The following is a 17,259-nucleotide window of genomic DNA, read 5'->3' as shown; positions in this document are numbered from 1 at the left end:
GGCGTGGGATAGTGCCCCCGTGTCCGACGTCGTTCACCGCCCCCCTACGTCCCAGCCGCTGACCTGGAGCAACTGGGCTCGCACCGCTACGTGCAGCCCGGCAGGCCGGGCCGAGCCCCGGTCCGAGGCGGAGCTCGCCGAGGTGATCGCGAGAGCGGCCGCCGACGGCCGGTCCGTGCGCGCCGTCGGCGGGGGACACTCGTTCACGCCCGCCGCGACGACGTCGGGGGTCCTGCTGGGCCTCGACCATCTGAGAGGCCTCGAACGCACGGAGAACGACCCCGAGACGGGGAACACGCTCGTCACCGTCGGCGCGGGGATACGGCTGCATCAGCTCAACCGCCTGCTCGCCGAGCGCGGGCTCGCGATGCGCAACCTCGGCGACATCGACCGACAGTCGATCGCAGGTGCTATCTCCACGGGAACGCACGGCACCGGTGCCCGGTTCGGCGGGCTCGCCACCCAGGTGAGGGGCCTGCGGGTGGTCGGCGTGGACGGCACGGTGCACGACGTCGGACCCGGCGACCCGCTCTTCGAGGCGTCGCGTCTCGGCCTGGGAACCACGGGGATCCTCAGCGCCGTGACCCTGGAGGCCGTGCCGGCGTACGACCTGCGGGCCGAGGAGCATCCTGTGCCGCTGTCCGAGGCGCTGGAGTCCCTGGACGGGCCGGACGGTGCCGTCGCGACGAGCGACCACTTCGAGCTCTACTTCTTCCCCGTCACGGGGCGTGCACTCACGCTGCGGAACACGCGGGTCGCTCCGGCGGACGAGGGGCGAGTGGCCCGGGCGGCCCGCGCGGCCCGTTCCTTCCTCGACGAGGAGGTCCTGTCCAACGGCGCCTTCGAGATGATCAACCGGACCGCTACCGCTTTCGGCGGGCTGACGCCGCGACTCAACGCCGTCTCCGCCCGCGCGCTGTCGGCGAGGACGTACCAGGCGCCGTCGTACCAGGTGTTCTGCACGCGACGTCGGGTGCGGTTCCGCGAGATGGAGTACGCGATCCCCCGTGAGAGCGTGCGAGACGTCATCACCGAGGTGGACGACTGGCTGCGCAGCTCCGGGGAGAACGTGCCGTTCCCGATCGAGGTGCGGTTCGCCGCGCCCGACGACGTCTGGCTGTCCACCGCCCACGGCCGGGAGACCGCCTACGTCGCGGTTCACCAGTACTGGCGGCTCCCGTACTCGCGGTACTTCGAGGCCGCCGAGCGCATCTTCGTCACCGCCGGCGGACGGCCGCACTGGGGCAAGATGCACACCCGCGACGCCGACGATCTCGCCCCTCTCTACCCTCGGTTCGACGACGCCGCCCGCGTGCGTCTGGAACACGACCCGGAGGGCGTGTTCCACAACCGCTACACCCGTAAGGTGCTCGGATGAGGCCGAGGCGCAGCGGAGGGTACGGGCCGAGGGACGAGGTACGTGCCCGCAGCGGAGGCGAGGGCGAGGCCGCGACAGATCGGATGAGGCCGAGGCGCAGCGGAGGGTACGGGCCGAGGGACGAGGTACGTGCCCGCAGCGGAGGCGAGGGCGAGGCCGCGACAGATCGGATGAGGCCGAGGCGCAGCGGAGGCGAGGGCGAAGCCATGGCCGCTCCGCTGACGGCACGGCTGTCGGCGGCGACCGCGCACCTGCCCGCTCCCGTCGCCGCGGTGGATCTCGACCGGCTCGACGCGAACATCCGTGATCTGCTGGCCCGCGCCGGCGGTACGCCCGTGCGGCTGGCCAGCAAGTCCGTCCGGGTCCGGTCGCTCGTGGGCCGCGCGCTCGGGGCGGGGTTCTCCGGCGTCATGGCCTACTCGCCGCGCGAGGCGCAGTGGCTCGCCTCCCAGGGTGTCGACGACATCCTGGTCGGATACCCGACGGCCGACCGCGGCACGCTTGCCGAACTCGCCGCGGACCCCGTGGCGCGGCATGCGGTGACGTTGATGATCGATTCGACCGCGCAGCTGGATCTCATCGCGGAGGCGATCGCCGGCGCGAGGGCCATGGCCGGCTTCGCCGCAGGTCCCGGCGACGGGGCGCTCGTGCCCGAGAGCAGTGGCGTGCCCGAGAGCGGTGGCATGCCGGCCTCCGCGGAGGCGCCGCCGTCGCTTCAGGTGTGCCTCGACATCGACGCGAGCCTCCGGCTGGCGTCGGCTCATCTCGGCGTCCGGCGCTCACCGTTGCGCACGCCCGACGATGTCGGACGCCTCGCCTCTCGCGTGGCTCGCACGCGGGGCGTGCGACTGCGTGGCCTCATGTTCTACGAGGCGCAGGTCGCGGGACTGCCCGACTCCAGCCCGGCCGTCCGCCTGGTGAAGCAGCTCTCGGTACGTGACCTCGATCGTCGTCGGCCCGGACTTGTGGCAGCCGCCCGGGAGGCCGTCGGGCACGAGCTCGACCTGGTGAACTCCGGCGGGACGGGATCGCTCGAGACCTCTGCGGCCGGGCCCGGCGTCACCGAGGTGACAGCGGGCTCGGGTTTGTACACGCCCGGCCTGTTCGACGCCTACCGGGCATTCCGGCCGCGGCCCGCCGCCTTCTTCGGGCTCGACGTCGTGCGGGAGCCGGCGCCCGGCTGGGTGACGGCGTTCGCCGGCGGCTATGTCGCGTCTGGTCCCGCCGCGGTCTCCCGACTGCCGCGCCTCGTGACACCCGGCTGGAAGCTCACCGGATCGGAGGGGGTCGGAGAGGTGCAGACGCCCCTGCGGTCGCACCGCCGCGGCTCCGGCGGGCAGGAGGAGCTGCACCTGGGAGACCGTGTCTGGTTCCGGCACGCGAAGGCCGGCGAGCTGATGGAACGCTTCGACGAGGTGCACCTCGTCCGCGGCGACGAGATCGTCGAGACGGTCCCGACCTACCGCGGTGAGGGCAAGAACTTCGGCTGACCACCTCACCGGCCGGTCTCCTCACCAGCCCGCCCGGCCACGGTGGCCTCTCCAGACAGGCCTCGGGCAGGATGAGGCCATGGCTTTACACCATCGCGTCCGGCCCATGCGGGGACGGGATCCACACGAGTCACACCGCACGGCAACCCCGCTCGAACTACTGTTCGACCTGACGTTCGTCGTCGCCTTCAGCGTTGCCGGCGAGCAGGCGGCACACCTGATGACCGAAGGTCATACGGCTCCGGCGGTGATCGGGTTCGTCTTCGCGATGTTCGCGGTGTGCTGGGCGTGGATCAACTTCACCTGGTTCGCCTCCGCCTTCGACACCGACGACTGGTTCTACCGGGTGACCACCATGGTGCAGATGATCGGCGTCATGGTGCTGGCTCTGGGACTGCCGGAGATGTTCCACAGTCTCGACGCGGGCGGGCTCCTGCACAACGAGGTCATGGTGGCCGGCTATGTCGTCATGCGCCTGGCGATGCTCGTGCAGTGGCTGCGCGCGGCCGTCCAGTCGCCCGAGCACCGATCCGCCTGCCTCGCATATGTTCGGACGCTCGTGGTGAGCCAGATCGGCTGGGTGGTGCTCGCAGCCCTTCCCACCAGCGCGGCGGCATTCTTCATGGTCGGCCCGGCGCTGATGGTCGTCGAGATGGCGGGGCCGTGGATGGCCGAGCGAGTGGTGCGGTCAGATGCCGAGCAGGCGGGCTCGTCCCCGGAGGGTGTGGTGCGGCGCGGCACCCCGTGGCACCCGCACCACATCGTGGAGCGCTACGGGCTGCTCGCCATCATCACGCTCGGCGAGGGCGTCATCGGTACGGTGGCCTCACTGAGCGCCGTCGTGGAGGGCCACGGCTGGACCCTCGACGCCGCCCTCGTGGCGTTCGCCGGGATGGGCCTGACGTTCGGGCTCTGGTGGACCTACTGGATCACCCCGGCCGCCGCGATGCTGCACGCACACCGTGAGCGGTCGTTCGGCTGGGGCTACGGGCACATCGTGATCTACGCGGCACTCGCGGCAGTCGGGTCAGGGCTGCATGTCGCCGCCTCCTACCTGGAGGGGGAGACCAGCCTGGACGCGATCGGTACGGTGCTGGCCGTCGCCGTGCCGGTCGGAGTCTTCGTGCTGGCCGACCACCTGATCTTCGTGGCGGTGACCCGCAGCGTGGACCGGCTGCACACGGGGATCGTGGTGGGCACGGTGGCGCTGCTTGCCGTGGCCGTTGCCGCAGCCGGTGCGGGGGTGGGGATGGCCTGGTGCCTGGTCCTGGTGATGCTGGCACCGACCGTGAGCGTGGTGGGCTACGAACTCGCCGGCCACCGGCATGTCGCCCGGCTGGTCGACGCCGTCTCGTAGACCGTAGACCGGCGGGGACAGCCGCTGCCCCCGCCGAGAGCCTCCTGCTCCGCGAGCCGACGTCCGGCCGTGCGGCCTGCGACGACTCTCAGTTCTCGCGGCGCTTCCGGGCCACCTCGTAGAGGGCGATGCCGCCCGCCACCGCGGCGTTGAGGGACTCCGTGGCGGCGGCGATCGGGATGGACGCCACGGCGTCACAGGCCTCGCGTACCAGCCGGGACAGGCCCTTGCCCTCCGAACCCACCACCAGGACCAGCGGGTCGGCCGCGAAGGCGACGTCGCCGATCTCCGTGTCGCCACCGGCGTCGAGCCCCACCACGAAGCAGCCGGCCTTCTTCAGCGCCTCCAGCTCCCGGGTGAGGTTCGTCGCCCGGGCAACGGGGACGCGGGCGGCCGCACCGGCGGACACCTTCCAGGCCGACGCCGTCATGCCAGCCGCCCGGCGTTCCGGCACCAGGACGCCGTGTGCGCCGAATGCCCCGGCGGACCGCAGCACGGCACCGAGGTTGCGTGGATCGGTCACGCCGTCGAGCGCCACGACGAGCGGAGGACGGCCCGTGGCCGCCGCCGCGTCGAGCAGGTCCTCGGCGTCCGCGTATTCGTACGGCGGGACCTGGATCGCGATGCCCTGGTGCACGGCGTTGTCCGTCAACCGGTCGAGCTCCAGCTTGGAACCCTCGACGAACTTCAGGGACCGCGCGGCCGCGAGCTTCAGGATTTCCTCGGTGCGATCGTCGGCATCCAGACGGGACGCGATGTACACGCAGGTCACCGGCATCTCGGCGCGCAACGCCTCGAGCACGGCGTTGCGCCCCGCCACGATCTCGGTCGCGTCGCCGCGACGCTTGGTCTTCGCGGCGGGACCGCGTGCCGGCCGGCTTTGCTCCTGCCGGGCGGCACGCCTCTCGGACACAAGCTTGCGCTGGTGCGCGGGGTGATAGACGCGGTCCTCCGCCTTCGGCGTCGGTCCCTTGCCGCGCAGCGCCTTGCGGCTGTGACCGCCGGTGCCGACCTGCGGGCCCTTCTTGGAGCCGGGCTTGCGCGTCGCACCGCGGCGCTCCGAGTTACCTGCCATCGTGACATTCCTTCCGGCCGCTACGCGGCGATTGCTACGGCCAGTCTCCGCCCGGAGGCGGTCCGGTCAGGACCCGGCCAGTGCCCACCGGGCGCCGTCGGCGGAGTCCTGGACCTCGATGCCCGCGGCGGTGAGCCGGTCGCGGATGGCATCCGCCGTGGCCCAGTCCTTCGCGGCCCGCGCGGCCACACGGGCCTCCAGCTCGGCCGTGACCAGAGCGTCGAGTGCTGCGGCGTGCCGATCGCCGGACGGCGTGGCCCACTGCGGATCGGCCGGGTCGAGCCCGAGCACGTCCAGCATCGCACGGACCGCCACCAGCTCGGCACGCGCCGCGTCGGTGTCACCGGCCGCCAGCGCACTGTTCCCGGCGCGCAGACGTTCGTGGACTACGGCGAGCGCGGCCGGAGTGTTGAGATCGTCGTTCATGGCGGCGGCGAAGTCCTCCGGGACGTCCGCCTTGGCGACCTCGTCGGTGGGAACAGCACCCACCACCTCCGTGGCCCGGGTGACGAACCCGGCCAGCCGGTCCCAGGTGGCGTGTGCCTCGTCCAGGGTGTCCTGGGCCCACTCCAGCATCGAACGGTACTGCACGGACACCAGCGCGTAGCGCACCGCCGCGGCCGGCGCATGGTCCAGCAGTTCGTTCACCAGCAGCCCGTTGCCCAGCGACTTCGACATCTTCGTGCCCTGCTGGGTCACCCACGCGATGTGCATCCAGGAATGCGCGAAGGCGTCCCCGGCGGCGCGGGACTGTGCCTGCTCGTTCTCGTGGTGGGGGAACCGCAGGTCGAGGCCGCCACCGTGGATGTCGAACTCCGGGCCCAGGTAGCGGCGTGCCATCGCCGAGCACTCCAGATGCCAGCCGGGCCGTCCGCGTCCCCAGGGGGTGGTCCAGGACGCCGTCGCCGGTTCGCCCGGGCGCGGTGCCTTCCACAGGGCGAAGTCGTGCGGGTCGTGCTTCTGCGCGGCGACCGTGTCGGCTGCTGCCGCCTCGTCCTCGACACCCAGGTCCTCCAGCTTCTGCCTGGTCAGCTCGCCGTAGGCGGGCCAGGACCGGACATCGAACCAGACGTTGCCCTCGGTGCCGACGTACGCGTGGCCGGCGTCGATCAGATCCTGCATCAGGGCCACCATCTCGGGAACGTGGCCGGTGGCCCGGGGCTCGTACGTGGGCGGCAGGACGCCGAGCGCATCGTAGGCGCGCGAGAAGGCGCGCTCGAACCGTGCGGCGTGTTCCCACCACTCGACGCCGGCGGCGGACGCCTTGGCGAGGATCTTGTCGTCGATGTCGGTGACGTTCCGGATCAAGGTCACCTTCAGGCCCTGGCGGGTCAGCCAGCGGCGCAGTACGTCGAAGGCGACTGCCGGGCGGAGGTGACCGACGTGAGGCGCGCTCTGCACGGTGGCGCCACACAGGTAGATGCTGGCCTCACCCGGAGTGACGGGGTGGAAGTCACGCACTTCCCGCGTGGCGGTGTCGTACAGGCGAATGTTCACTTGACCAGCCTACCGGCGGCGAGGGCCGCACGCGGCGGGTCTTCCACAGGCGTGCATCACGCCGACGGAGCCGGACGTCACGTCGAGAGGTGGAAGTAGTCCGACTCCGGATCGTCCTCCGAGGGGCGCTCGCCCGGCGGGAGACCGAGGAGTGATTTCTCGTCGGGCCGGTGCCGCAGCACATCCTCGACATAGGAGGCGACGGCCTCCGGGAGCGGGATGTCACGGCCCGCGCGCTCGGAGATGAACCACCGGTGGTCCAGCACCTCGTGGAAGATCTGCGCGGGTTCCAGCTTGCGCCGCAGATCGCGCGGGACGGCGTTCACCGTCGGCTCGAAGACCTTGCGCAGCCAGTCGTGGGCCACCAGCTGCTCGCTGTCGTTCTGCCGCCCCGTCGCCGCGGCGTACGAGTCGAGGTCGTTGAGCAGCCGGCGCGCCTGGTTCTCCTGGACGTCGAGCCCCGTGAGGCGGAAGAGCCGGTTGGAGTGGTGGCCGGCGTCGACCACCTTGGGCTGGATCCGCACGGTCGTGCCGTCGATGTCGGTGGTCATCTCGAGCTCGCCGACGTCGAACCCGAGACGGTTGAGGCGCTCGATGTGCGCGTCGACCCGCCAGCGGTCGTCGGCGACGAAGTACTCGGCGCCCGTCAGGGCCTCCCACAGCTCGTTGTACCGCTCGACGAGGGCGTCGCCGATACCGACCTCGTCGACCTCCTCGTCGAGCATCTCGCCCGCCGCGAGGTCCATCAGCTCGCCGATGATGTTGGTGCGTGCCAGGTCGATGTCGTAGTTGCGCTGCCCCGGCGTGAGCTCGCGGTGCAGGTCGCCGGTCTCGGCGTCGACCAGGTAGGCGGAGAAGGTCTCGGCGTCGCGCCGGAAGAGGGTGTTGGACAGCGACACGTCACCCCAATAGAAGCCCACCAGGTGGAGGCGGACGAGGAGCACGGCGAGGGCGTCGATGAGGCGGGTGGCCGTGTCCGGCCGCAGCGACTGGCTGAACAGCGCGCGGTAAGGCAGGGAGAACTGCAGGTGCTCGGTGACCAGGACTGCCTCGAGCCGTTCGCCGTTCGCGTCGCGCCGCCCGGTGATCACCCCGACGGGCACCACGGAGGGGACGTCCAGGCGGTTCAGCCGCCGGAGCAGCTCGTACTCGCGGTAGGCGACCGACTCGCCGATCTCCTTGATGGCGAGCACGCGTCCCGAGAGCCGGACGAACCGGACCACGTGGCGGGAGATACCGCGGGGGAGGGCGGCCAGCACGTCGTCGGGCCACGAGATCAGAGGGGTGTCCCAGGGCAGGTCGAGCAGCGCGGGGTCCGGCCGCGCGGCGGTGATCTGCAGGTTGTGGGTCATCCCTGTCTCCCGGGTCGGTGCTGGCGTGGAGCGGCACAGCGCCGTAGAGGTCGAGTACCCCTACGGCGCTGTGTCACGACGTTGCCGTACCGGCGGTACGGCGCAGCCAAGGTGCTGTCCCGCCGCGATCCGTGGCGGGCTCGGGACGATCAGCCCAGGCGCTCACCCGTGGCGGCGGAGAACGCGTGCGTCTGCTCCGGCTTGATCGTGACCGAGATCGTGTCGCCCTTGTCCGGCACGTTGCGCGGGTCGATCCGCACGATCACCTGGTTGCTGTCACCGGCGTGCAGGTCACCGCCGTTCTTCAGCGTGCCGTAGACGAACGCGTCGGAGCCGAGCTCCTCGACGAGCGTGACGTCGACCTCGAAGGCGCCCTCGCTGCCCGAGGAGACCACGTCGAGCGACTCGGGGCGGAAGCCCAGGGTCACCCGGCCGCCGTCGGCCGGCGTGATGCCGTCCGCGACCGCGCGGTCCAGGGTGATGGACGCGCCGCCCACCTGCGCCTTGCCGTCGGTGACGTCGAAGGTGCCGATGTTCATGGCCGGGGAGCCGATGAAGCCCGCGACGAACACGTTGGCCGGCTTGTCGTACATCTCGCGCGGCGTGCCGACCTGCTGCAGGACGCCGGCCGACAGCACGGCGATGCGGTCACCCATGGTGAGGGCCTCGGTCTGGTCGTGCGTGACGTACACCGTGGTGACGCCGAGACGACGCTGGAGCGAGGCGATCTGCGTACGGGTCTGCACGCGGAGCTTGGCGTCCAGGTTGGACAGCGGCTCGTCCATGAGGAACACCTGCGGCTGGCGCACGATGGCGCGGCCCATGGCGACACGCTGACGCTGACCACCGGACAGCGCCTTCGGCTTGCGGTCGAGGTACTCGGTGAGGTCGAGGATCTTCGCCGCCTCCTCGACCCGCTGGCGGATCTCCGCCTTCGGTGTGCCCGCGATCTTGAGCGCGAAGCCCATGTTGTCCGCCACGGACATGTGCGGGTACAGCGCGTAGTTCTGGAAGACCATCGCGATGTCGCGGTCCTTGGGCTGCACGTCGGTGACGTCACGGTCACCGATGAGGATGGCACCGCCGTTGACGTCCTCGAGGCCTGCGAGCATGCGCAGCGACGTGGACTTACCGCAGCCCGAGGGGCCGACGAGGACGAGGAACTCGCCGTCCTCGATGTGCAGGTCGAGCTGGTCGACGGCCGGGCGCTCCGTGCCCGGGTAGACGCGCGTCGCCTTGTCGAAAGTGACCGTAGCCATGGTGAGACTTCCCTCCACCGGCAGGTACGTGCCGGACGATCCGTTGTGTCGGGTGTCGTTGCTTCCACTTGCGTGTCGGCGGTGACACAGATTGCAGCGTGATCGTACCCCGTTATGGGCTCCGATCCACTATTGGGCGGTCAAGGTACCTCCTGACCAGGGTGAGCGCGGTCACGGCCGGGTCAGCTCGTCGGCAAGGCGCTCCAGGACCACGGCGAGCGTGTCCGCGTCCGGAACCCGGTGCTGGGCCAGGGAGTCGCCCGTGCCGACCTTGACGGCCAGGTCGCCGGCCTCCAGCGCGGCGAAGGCGTGCTCGTCGGTCGTGTCGTCCCCGGAGTAGAAGATCCGTACGGTCTGTGCCCCGGTCTCGTCGGCGACGACGTCGCGCAACTGCCGCAGCGCCTCGCCCTTCGAGGTCGAGACCACGGACACCTCGACCACGTCCTTGCCGTGCATGGGCTGCAGCCCGAGGTTCGCGGCGACCTCGTCGGCCGCCACCGTGACCGCCGCGGCGTCGTCGGCGCCCGCCAGGCGGGTGTGGACGACGGCGGCCCCGGGCTTGATCTGTACCCACACGCCTTCGCGCTCCGCAGCGGCCGCCTCGAAGCCCGCGATGAGGGCGTCGAGCTGGGTGTGCTGTGCGGGGGAGAGCTGAAGCGGTACCGACTGGATGCCCTCGGCGGTCACGCGGCCCGTCTCGGCACCGTGGGAACCGACGAGGAACGTGCCGGGAGGTGCCTCGGTCACCTGCGCCAGGTCCTTCAGGTCGCGGCCCGAGACGAGGGAGAAGCGCACGGGCAGGTCGTCGGCGAGGTCGGCGATGCGGTCGACGGCGGCCCGCGCGGCCGGCGTCATACGGCTCGCCTTCGGGTCGTCCACGAGCTGGGAGAGGGTGCCGTCGAAGTCGCACGCGATCAGCCAGGCGACGGCAGGCCTCGCGTTCTTCCGGCGTCGGCGGCCCGCGGGCTGGGCGGCGAAGGCCCTCAGCGAGTCGGGCAGCGTTCCGGTGGGCTCCGAGCTGCGTGGTTCTGCCGCGGCCGGCGGCTGCACGGCGTAGAGCACGGAGAGGAAGGACTCGGACCACTTGGCGACGTCGTCGGACATGATCTTGCGACGCAGTCGGCGCATGCGTCGGCGCTGCTCCTTCGGGTCCATGGCGGCGGCCGCGGCGATGATGTCCTTCATCCCGTCGATGTCGTGGGGGTTGACCAGAAGCGGCCCGGGTGACAGCTCGTCGGCGGCGCCGGTGAACTCCGAGAGCACGAGTACGCCGCGCTCGTCGCTCCGGGCCGCGACGTACTCCTTCGCCACGAGGTTCATGCCGTCGCGCAGCGCGGTCACGAGCATGACGTCCGCCGCGAGGTACAGGGCGGCCATCTCCTCGGACGGGTAGGAGTGGTGCAGGTAGTGGATGGCGGAGTGGCCGAGCTCGCCGAACTCGCCGTTGATGCGGCCCACCAGGATCTCCACGTGCTCGCGCAGGTCCTGGTAGGCACCGACGTTCTCCCGGCTCGGGCTGGCCACCTGCACCAGCGTGGCCCGGGTGACGTCCAGCCTCCCGTCCTCCAGGAGCTCGCCGTACGACTTGATCCGGTGGCGGATCCCCTTGGTGTAGTCCAGCCGGTCGACGCCGAGGAACACGGTCTCCGGGTCGCCGAGGTCGGAGCGGATCTCCTTCGCGCGGTGCTGCACCTCGGGCGAGCGGGCCAGCTCGTCGAAGCGCCGCGAGTCGATGGAGATGGGGAACGCCTGCGCGCGGACGTGACGGCCCGGACGGCCCTCGGCGTCGGGCATGGTGATCACCGGCCCGCGGGTCGTGTAGTCGGTGATCCGGCGAACCGCCCGGACGAAGTTCGCGGCGTCGCCGTTGCGCTGGAAACCGATGACGTCGGCGCCCAGCAGGCCGTCCACGATCTGACGGCGCCAGGGGAGCTGGCCGAAGAGTTCCACCGGCGGGAACGGGATGTGGTCGAAGAACCCGATGCGCAGGTCAGGCCGCAGGTCCCGAAGCATCCGGGGCACGAGCTGCAGCTGGTAGTCGTGCACCCAGACGGTGGCGCCCTGCGCGGCCTGCTCGGCAGCGGCGTCGGCGAACCGCTGGTTGACCCGCCGGTACGCGTCCCACCACTGGCGGTGGTAGGTGGGCGGCGCGATGACGTCGTGGTAAAGCGGCCACAAGGTGTCGTTCGAGAAACCTTCGTAGTAGCGCTCGATCTCGTCGGGGCTGAGCGTGACCGGAACGAGGCGCATGCCATCGGCGTCGAACGGCTCGTGGGTGAGATCCGGGGCGCCCGACCAGCCGACCCAGGCTCCCTCCTCTTGCTGCATCACCGGCTCCAGGGCGGTGACGAGGCCGCCTGGTGAACGCTGCCAGGTCAGGTCGCCGGCGGGACTCACAGAAAAATCGACGGGGAGGCGGTTGGCCACCACGACGAGGTCGTATCCGTCTTTGCCTGGCAACGATCTGCACCTCAATCTGTATTGACTGCTTTGACTCCCGCTTGCCTTGTTCAGAGTAGCGATGCCCAAGAAGGTTGCGCAGTAATGTCCATCACCCCATTTCTGGCGAAATTGGTGCTCCGTTGCTGGTCAGAAGGGCGAATACGGGTGAGTTGCCGCGCGATGGCCGGAATCGCCCGCTAGCGTTTGCCCCATGGGAGCAGAAGGAGCTGTGGGCGGCACCGAACAGCGGGCAGGCGGCGGCACCGCGGCGGTCCGTGAGCACGCCGTCGGCTCCGTCGTCGGCGGATACACGGTGACCGAGCGGATCGGCAGCGGCGCGATGGGGACCGTGTACCGCGCCACCGACGGCGGCGGCAACGACGTCGCGCTCAAGCTGCTGACGCCGGGACGGGACGAGGCCGGGGCGCGCGAGCGGCTCCGCCGCGAGGCCAGGGCGCTGCAACGGCTCAACCACCCGGCCGTGGCCGGCGTGCTCGACGTCGAGCTCGACGCCACCGAGGCGTTCATCGTCACCGACCTCGTCGAGGGACCCACACTGGAGCAGGAGGTCGACGACCGTGGACCGCTCGACCCCCGCGACCTCTACGAGCTCGCGGACCAGCTCGCCGACGCCCTGGAAGCCGTGCACGCGGCCGGCGTCGTGCACCGTGACCTGACGCCGTCGAACGTCCTGATCTCCCCTCACGGCCCGGTGGTCATCGACTTCGGGCTCGCGCACGGGCCCGGGGACGCGCGATCCACCCGCACCGGGTACGTCATGGGGACCCCGGGCTATCTCGCTCCCGAGCTGCTCGACGGCGGCGAGCCCGCGCCCAACACCGACTGGTGGAGCTGGGCCGCCGTGCTCGCCTTCGCGGCGACCGGGCGTTCACCGTTCGGCGTCCGGCCGCTCGAGCTCGTGCTGCGGCGCTCGCGCGAGGGCAAGGCGGATCTCGCCGGACTCGAACCACGTGTCTCCCGGGCGCTGGAGGCGGCCCTCCGCCCCGCGCCCGAGGCGCGCTGGGGGCCCACGGAGGTGGCGAGATCGCTGCGCGCGGCATCCGAGGCGTTCATCGCGGCGGCGCATGCCGCCGACCCGAGCACGCCCGCCGACGACGTCGGCGACCGGCGGACCCAGGTGATGGCCGGGCCGACGGCGGTCGTGGAGCCGGTCGCGCCCGCGGCGGAGCCCGACACGACCGCCGTCGAGCCGGTGGTGCAGGGCCGGTCCGTGCGGAGCCATCCGGTCGGGGGTGTGCGGGGAACCATGCCGTGGGGCGCGGGAGGTCCCGGAGCCTCGGCGACCGGCCCCGGTGCCCCGAGCGCCCCGCCCTCGGGGACCGTGGGGTCCGCGCCCACGCACGCCGTCGGGCCGATGCGGACGTATCCGTCACGGACCGGCACCATCACCGCCGTGGGCGGTGCGCTCGTGGCGCTCGCCGCGACCCGGCCGGGGTGGGCGCTCGCGACGTTCCTGGTCCTGTGCGTGCTGTGCCGAGCCTCCGGGACGGCCGCGAACGAGGTGTGGGACTGGCGGATGAGGCGCGGGACGTCATCGGGCGGGAAGGGGCGTGCAGCCCTCCTGATGCCGTGGTTCCTGGTGCGCTCCGTGTTCGGGGTGCTGCCCGCCGCGCTCATCGCGAGCGCGGTCGGGGCGATCGTGGCGCTCGGCGGGCTCTGGCTGTTCGCCCCGGGGCGGGTGATCGTCCTGCCGCTCGACGATCTCGCGTCGCGTTCCGTGGGCGGCACGAACGACTCGATCGTGGACACCTGGGTGCTCGCCCTGGCCATGCTCGTCACGGTCCTGCTCGTCTGGTGGGGGCCGGTGGCGCGCCGCACGCGCGAGGGCAGCAAGGCGCTGCTGGCGACGGTGGCGCCGGGCTGGGCCGGCGCGGGAGTCGTCGTGGTGCTCGCGCTGGTGGCGGTCGGGCTCGGCGCGGCGGCAATCGTGGCAGATCCGCTGGTGATCGACTGGTGGCCGCTCACGGAGCGGCCTGACGTGCGGTGACATTCGCCTCAGGATGCTGTGCCGCGGCCTCCTGATCGCCGCTGTTCGGGACCGTCGTCGCATGTCGGGACCGTCACGGAATAGTGATGCGATGCCCAGGTCGTTCCCAGGACGCAGTGGATAGGCTGTGACGCGCCGGTGACGGATCGCCGGGAGGTGCCACCACCGTGGCGCTGGAAGCTGCCGGCCCGGCGGGCCGCGCACCGAGGAGAAGGACTCGATGTCGAACATGACCAAGGCACAGCGGCGCGAGGCCGCCCGCGCCGAGGCCCTCGCGATGCAGAAGAAGGCGCAGGGGCGCGAGCGGATGTACCGGATCGTGACCCTCAGCATCCTTGGGCTGCTCATCGTCGGTCTGGGCGTCGCGATCTGGCTGCTCTTCGCGGAGTCGCAGAAGACGGACATGGAGAAGGCGGACGCGATTCCCGCCGGGGTCGTGGACGAGACAGGCATCCCGGTGGACGAGAACGGCGCGGCGGGAACGCTGGTCGACGGAGCGCCCCAGCTCGACGTCTACGTCGACTTCATGTGCCCCATCTGCGGTCAGTTCGAGCAGATGAACGGTGCGGACATCGCGCAGCTGCGTGAGTCGGGCGAGGTCGCCCTCGTGGTGCACCCGGTGGCGATCCTGGACCGCATGTCCAGCGGCACGGAGTACTCGACACGCGCGGCGTCCTCGGCCGCATGGGTGGCCGACAAGGCGCCCGAGGCCTTCGTCGAGTACCACGACCTCCTGTTCGCGAACCAGCCCGCCGAGAACTCGGCCGGTCTGAGCGACGACCAGCTCGCCGGATTCGCCGAGCAGGCGGGCGTCCCGGCCGACGTCGCGAAGGGCATCGCCGACGGCGAGGCCACCGAGGCGTACCGCGACTGGGTGACGGCTTCGACCGACCAGGCCACGTCGGCCGAGGAACTGGCCAACCCGCAGACCGGCCAGTTCGGTACCCCGACCGTCATGCTCGGCGGGGAGCGGATCGATGACTGGTCCACGCCGGGCGCGCTGGCGACGGCGATCACCGCCGCGGGCTCCGGCAACGGGTCGGCGGACGAGGGCTCGTCCGGGGACAGCGGCTCCTCCGACGGCTCGTCGGACGGGTGACGGCGGCCTGACCACCGCCCCGGAAGCGTGACGAGCGGGATGCTCGCCGAGACGGCTCGCGCCGGCCGGCAAGCATCCCGCTCACGTGCCCGTGGTGTGCACTAGGCTGTACCCCGCTCGGGCCGTCCGTGGCCCTGGCATCGCCGCCTTAGCTCAGCTGGTAGAGCGCTCGCCTTGTAAGCGAAAGGTCGTCGGTTCGAACCCGACAGGCGGCTCCACGAGGCCCGGAATCCTGAGGATTCCGGGCCTTCTCACTGCGTTTCGTGGTGCGAACCCAGCGGAAACCCCGGTGTCATCGCGTCCGTGGTGCTGCCCTCGGCAGCGCCCTCCTGGACGGCTCGCACCGGTGGCCGGCGTCGCCCCGGCCCGTCGTGTCGCGCGGTGTTGTTCCGTGTCGTCGGCTCAGGCGCGCGGCCAGGGCTCTGCGGTCGGCCATTTCGCGGTGCGGCCGTCGCCCGACGACGTGCCGGTGACCCGGCGCTTCACCCATGGCGCGACGTGCTCCTTGGCCCAGGCCGCATTCGCCTTCGTGGCCTCGATGCGAGTCTGTCGCGGCGCCGGGGGCAGAGGCTCGTCCCAGGTGTCGTCGTCGGGCGGCAGGCCGAGGCCGACGAGCGCGGCGTTCTTGACGCGTTCGTGGCCCTCCGGGAGGAGATGGATGCGGTCACCGGCCCAGAGGCGAAAATCGAAGAGGGAGCGGGTGCCCCAGAGGTCGAGCACGTGGGCGCCCCGACGCCGTGCGATCGACCAGATGTTCGCGTTGTAGACGCCGACCCTGCCGTTGGTCCAGGCCAGTGTGCCGCCTGCCTTGAACCCGGTGCCCATGAGCACGTCCGCGCCGGTCGCGCGGATCTTCGCGACCGCGTCCTCGAGTGCCGCGCAGATCGCCTCCAGGTCCACCCCGGGGCGCAGGATGTCGTTGCCGCCGCCGACCAGGGAGACGAGATCCGGCTTCATCGCGAGTGCGGTATCGAGCTGCTCCGCGATGATGGGGCGCAGCAGGCGTCCGCGGATCGCGAGGTTGGCGTACTCGATCGCGGGTTCGCCGCCCGCGGTGCGACGCTCGCTGAGCGACGTCGCGAGGCGGTCCGCCCAGCCGCGCTGTGTGTCGTCCAGGCTGGGATACGGGTCCCACAACCCCTCGCTGAACGAGTCGCCGATCGCGACGTACCGCGTCCAGCGCGGGGGTGTGGGGGAGGCCGCGGCGTCGGCGGACGACGCCGGTCCGGCCGGCGGTGTCGCCGGCGCCTGGTCTGGCGAAGCTTCGGGGTGCTGGGGAGAAGTCGCGCTCACGGTGCACATTCTTGCGTGGGACGCCGGGTCCTGTGCAGTCCAGTACCAGGTATCCGGGCGTGAGGCACGCCACGCACCGTTCAGCGCGTCACGGCAGGCGCCAGTCGATGGGGGTGGCGCCCTGCTCCTCCAGGAGGGTGTTGACGCGGGAGTACGGCTTGGAGCCGAAGAAGCCGTTGCGGGCCGACAGGGGAGAGGGGTGCGCGCTCTCCACGATCGGCACATCGCCGAGGAACTTCTTCAGGTTGCGTGCCTTGGCGCCCCACAGCACCGCGACCAGTGGGCCGCCGCGTGCCGCGAGAGCCTTGATGGCGGCCTCGGTGACGTCCTCCCAGCCCTTGCCGGCATGGGAGTCCGACTTGCCAGGCTGGCAGGTCAGCACCCTGTTCAGGAGCATCACGCCCTGGTCCGCCCACGGGCGCAGATCGCCGTTGGACGGCATCGGGAGGCCGAGGTCGCTCTCCAGCTCCTTGTACATGTTCAGCAGCGACGGCGGCAGCGGACGGACATCCGGCTGGACCGAGAACGACAGGCCCATCGCGTGGCCCGGGCGCGGGTAGGGGTCCTGGCCGACGATGAGCACCTTGACCTCGGCGAGCGGCCGCTGGAACGCGGCGAGGACGTTCGGGCCGGGCGGGAAGTATCCCCGTCCCGCGGCGTTCTCGGCGCGCAGGAAATCTCCCAGCTCGTGGATGCGCGGTTCGACCCCGGCCAGGGCTTCGGCCCAGTCGGGTGCGACGACCTCGGACAACGGCTTGCGAGTGGGGGTTTCATCGGTATCGGGTGTCATGGTCTCCACGCGTCGGGACACTACTCGGGGACGCTGACAAAGTGCATGCCTACCAGCGATCACCCTGCAGAATCAGCGCCCGTCCACTGTTGAGGAGAGCTCAGCAGGCGTGAGCCGACCGTTCAAGCCGGAGTAACGGGCTGCGGAAGCCTGCTGAACCGATGTCAGCAGGCAGGTGGTCTGAGGGGGCTGTTTGGGGGCTGTCTCTTATACACATCT

12 protein-coding genes and 1 tRNA gene are annotated in these 17,259 nt (G+C 71.2%); 6 read left to right on the top strand and 7 right to left on the bottom strand.

Annotation, left to right across the window (positions count from 1 at the left end; translation table 11 throughout):
• The first annotated feature begins 58 nt into the window (after positions 1–58).
• The 3 genes from HGK34_RS18060 (at position 59) to HGK34_RS18050 (ending at position 4,225) form a co-directional block, all read left to right on the top strand.
• Positions 59–1,378 (top strand): D-arabinono-1,4-lactone oxidase, encoded by a 1,320-nt coding sequence (locus HGK34_RS18060; RefSeq protein ID WP_201850005.1) that lies wholly within the window; start codon positions 59–61, stop codon positions 1,376–1,378.
• Positions 1,379–1,584: 206 nt separating this feature from the next.
• Positions 1,585–2,868 carry a type III PLP-dependent enzyme domain-containing protein gene (locus tag HGK34_RS18055; RefSeq protein ID WP_201849975.1) on the top strand — a complete coding sequence of 428 codons (1,284 nt, stop codon included), beginning with the start codon at positions 1,585–1,587 and terminating at the stop codon, positions 2,866–2,868.
• Positions 2,869–2,947: 79 nt separating this feature from the next.
• Positions 2,948–4,225 carry a low temperature requirement protein A gene (locus HGK34_RS18050; RefSeq protein ID WP_244666912.1) on the top strand — a complete coding sequence of 426 codons (1,278 nt, stop codon included), beginning with the start codon at positions 2,948–2,950 and terminating at the stop codon, positions 4,223–4,225.
• 88 nt (positions 4,226–4,313) lie between these two features.
• Here HGK34_RS18050 and rlmB read toward each other — a convergent pair whose 3' ends face one another.
• The 5 genes from rlmB to HGK34_RS18025 all read right to left on the bottom strand — a co-directional run bounded on the left by rlmB (position 4,314) and on the right by HGK34_RS18025 (position 11,868).
• Positions 4,314–5,300 carry a 23S rRNA (guanosine(2251)-2'-O)-methyltransferase RlmB gene (gene rlmB / locus HGK34_RS18045; protein ID WP_201849973.1) on the bottom strand — a complete coding sequence of 329 codons (987 nt, stop codon included), beginning with the start codon at positions 5,298–5,300 and terminating at the stop codon, positions 4,314–4,316.
• Positions 5,301–5,366: 66 nt separating this feature from the next.
• Entirely contained in the window at positions 5,367–6,797 is a 1,431-nt protein-coding gene (cysS, locus tag HGK34_RS18040) for a cysteine--tRNA ligase (protein WP_201849971.1), read from the bottom strand.
• A gap of 77 nt (positions 6,798–6,874) precedes the next feature.
• Positions 6,875–8,149 carry a DUF4032 domain-containing protein gene (locus HGK34_RS18035; RefSeq protein ID WP_201849969.1) on the bottom strand — a complete coding sequence of 425 codons (1,275 nt, stop codon included), beginning with the start codon at positions 8,147–8,149 and terminating at the stop codon, positions 6,875–6,877.
• A gap of 149 nt (positions 8,150–8,298) precedes the next feature.
• Positions 8,299–9,408 (bottom strand): ABC transporter ATP-binding protein, encoded by a 1,110-nt coding sequence (locus HGK34_RS18030; RefSeq protein ID WP_201849966.1) that lies wholly within the window; start codon positions 9,406–9,408, stop codon positions 8,299–8,301.
• Between the two features lie 171 nt (positions 9,409–9,579).
• Complete coding sequence (locus HGK34_RS18025; protein WP_280517959.1) at positions 9,580–11,868, bottom strand: bifunctional alpha,alpha-trehalose-phosphate synthase (UDP-forming)/trehalose-phosphatase; 2,289 nt, start codon at positions 11,866–11,868, stop codon at positions 9,580–9,582.
• Between the two features lie 193 nt (positions 11,869–12,061).
• On the opposite strand from HGK34_RS18025, the gene HGK34_RS18020 reads away from it, so the two are divergent.
• The 3 genes from HGK34_RS18020 to HGK34_RS18010 all read left to right on the top strand — a co-directional run bounded on the left by HGK34_RS18020 (position 12,062) and on the right by HGK34_RS18010 (position 15,175).
• The gene (locus HGK34_RS18020; RefSeq protein WP_201849962.1) at positions 12,062–13,858 is read left to right on the top strand and encodes a serine/threonine-protein kinase; all 1,797 of its coding nucleotides are present in this window, start codon (positions 12,062–12,064) and stop codon (positions 13,856–13,858) included.
• A gap of 220 nt (positions 13,859–14,078) precedes the next feature.
• Positions 14,079–14,957 (top strand): DsbA family protein, encoded by an 879-nt coding sequence (locus HGK34_RS18015; RefSeq protein ID WP_201849960.1) that lies wholly within the window; start codon positions 14,079–14,081, stop codon positions 14,955–14,957.
• A gap of 142 nt (positions 14,958–15,099) precedes the next feature.
• Positions 15,100–15,175 (top strand) — tRNA-Thr (locus tag HGK34_RS18010).
• A 184-nt stretch (positions 15,176–15,359) separates the two neighbouring features.
• Here HGK34_RS18010 and HGK34_RS18005 read toward each other — a convergent pair.
• Together HGK34_RS18005 and HGK34_RS18000 are read right to left on the bottom strand one after the other, a co-directional pair.
• A complete protein-coding gene (locus HGK34_RS18005; RefSeq protein WP_372433157.1) occupies positions 15,360–16,118 on the bottom strand; it encodes an SGNH/GDSL hydrolase family protein in 759 nt (252 codons plus the stop codon).
• 220 nt (positions 16,119–16,338) lie between these two features.
• Positions 16,339–17,040, bottom strand: a complete 702-nt coding sequence (locus tag HGK34_RS18000) for a uracil-DNA glycosylase (RefSeq protein WP_201850001.1) — start codon at positions 17,038–17,040, stop codon at positions 16,339–16,341.
• Positions 17,041–17,259: the final 219 nt, after the last annotated feature.

Origin of the sequence: Myceligenerans indicum (assembly GCF_016742955.1) — a bacterium.
GTDB classification, from domain to species: domain Bacteria; phylum Actinomycetota; class Actinomycetes; order Actinomycetales; family Cellulomonadaceae; genus Myceligenerans; species Myceligenerans indicum.
This window is presented reverse-complemented; position numbering and strand designations above follow the sequence as displayed.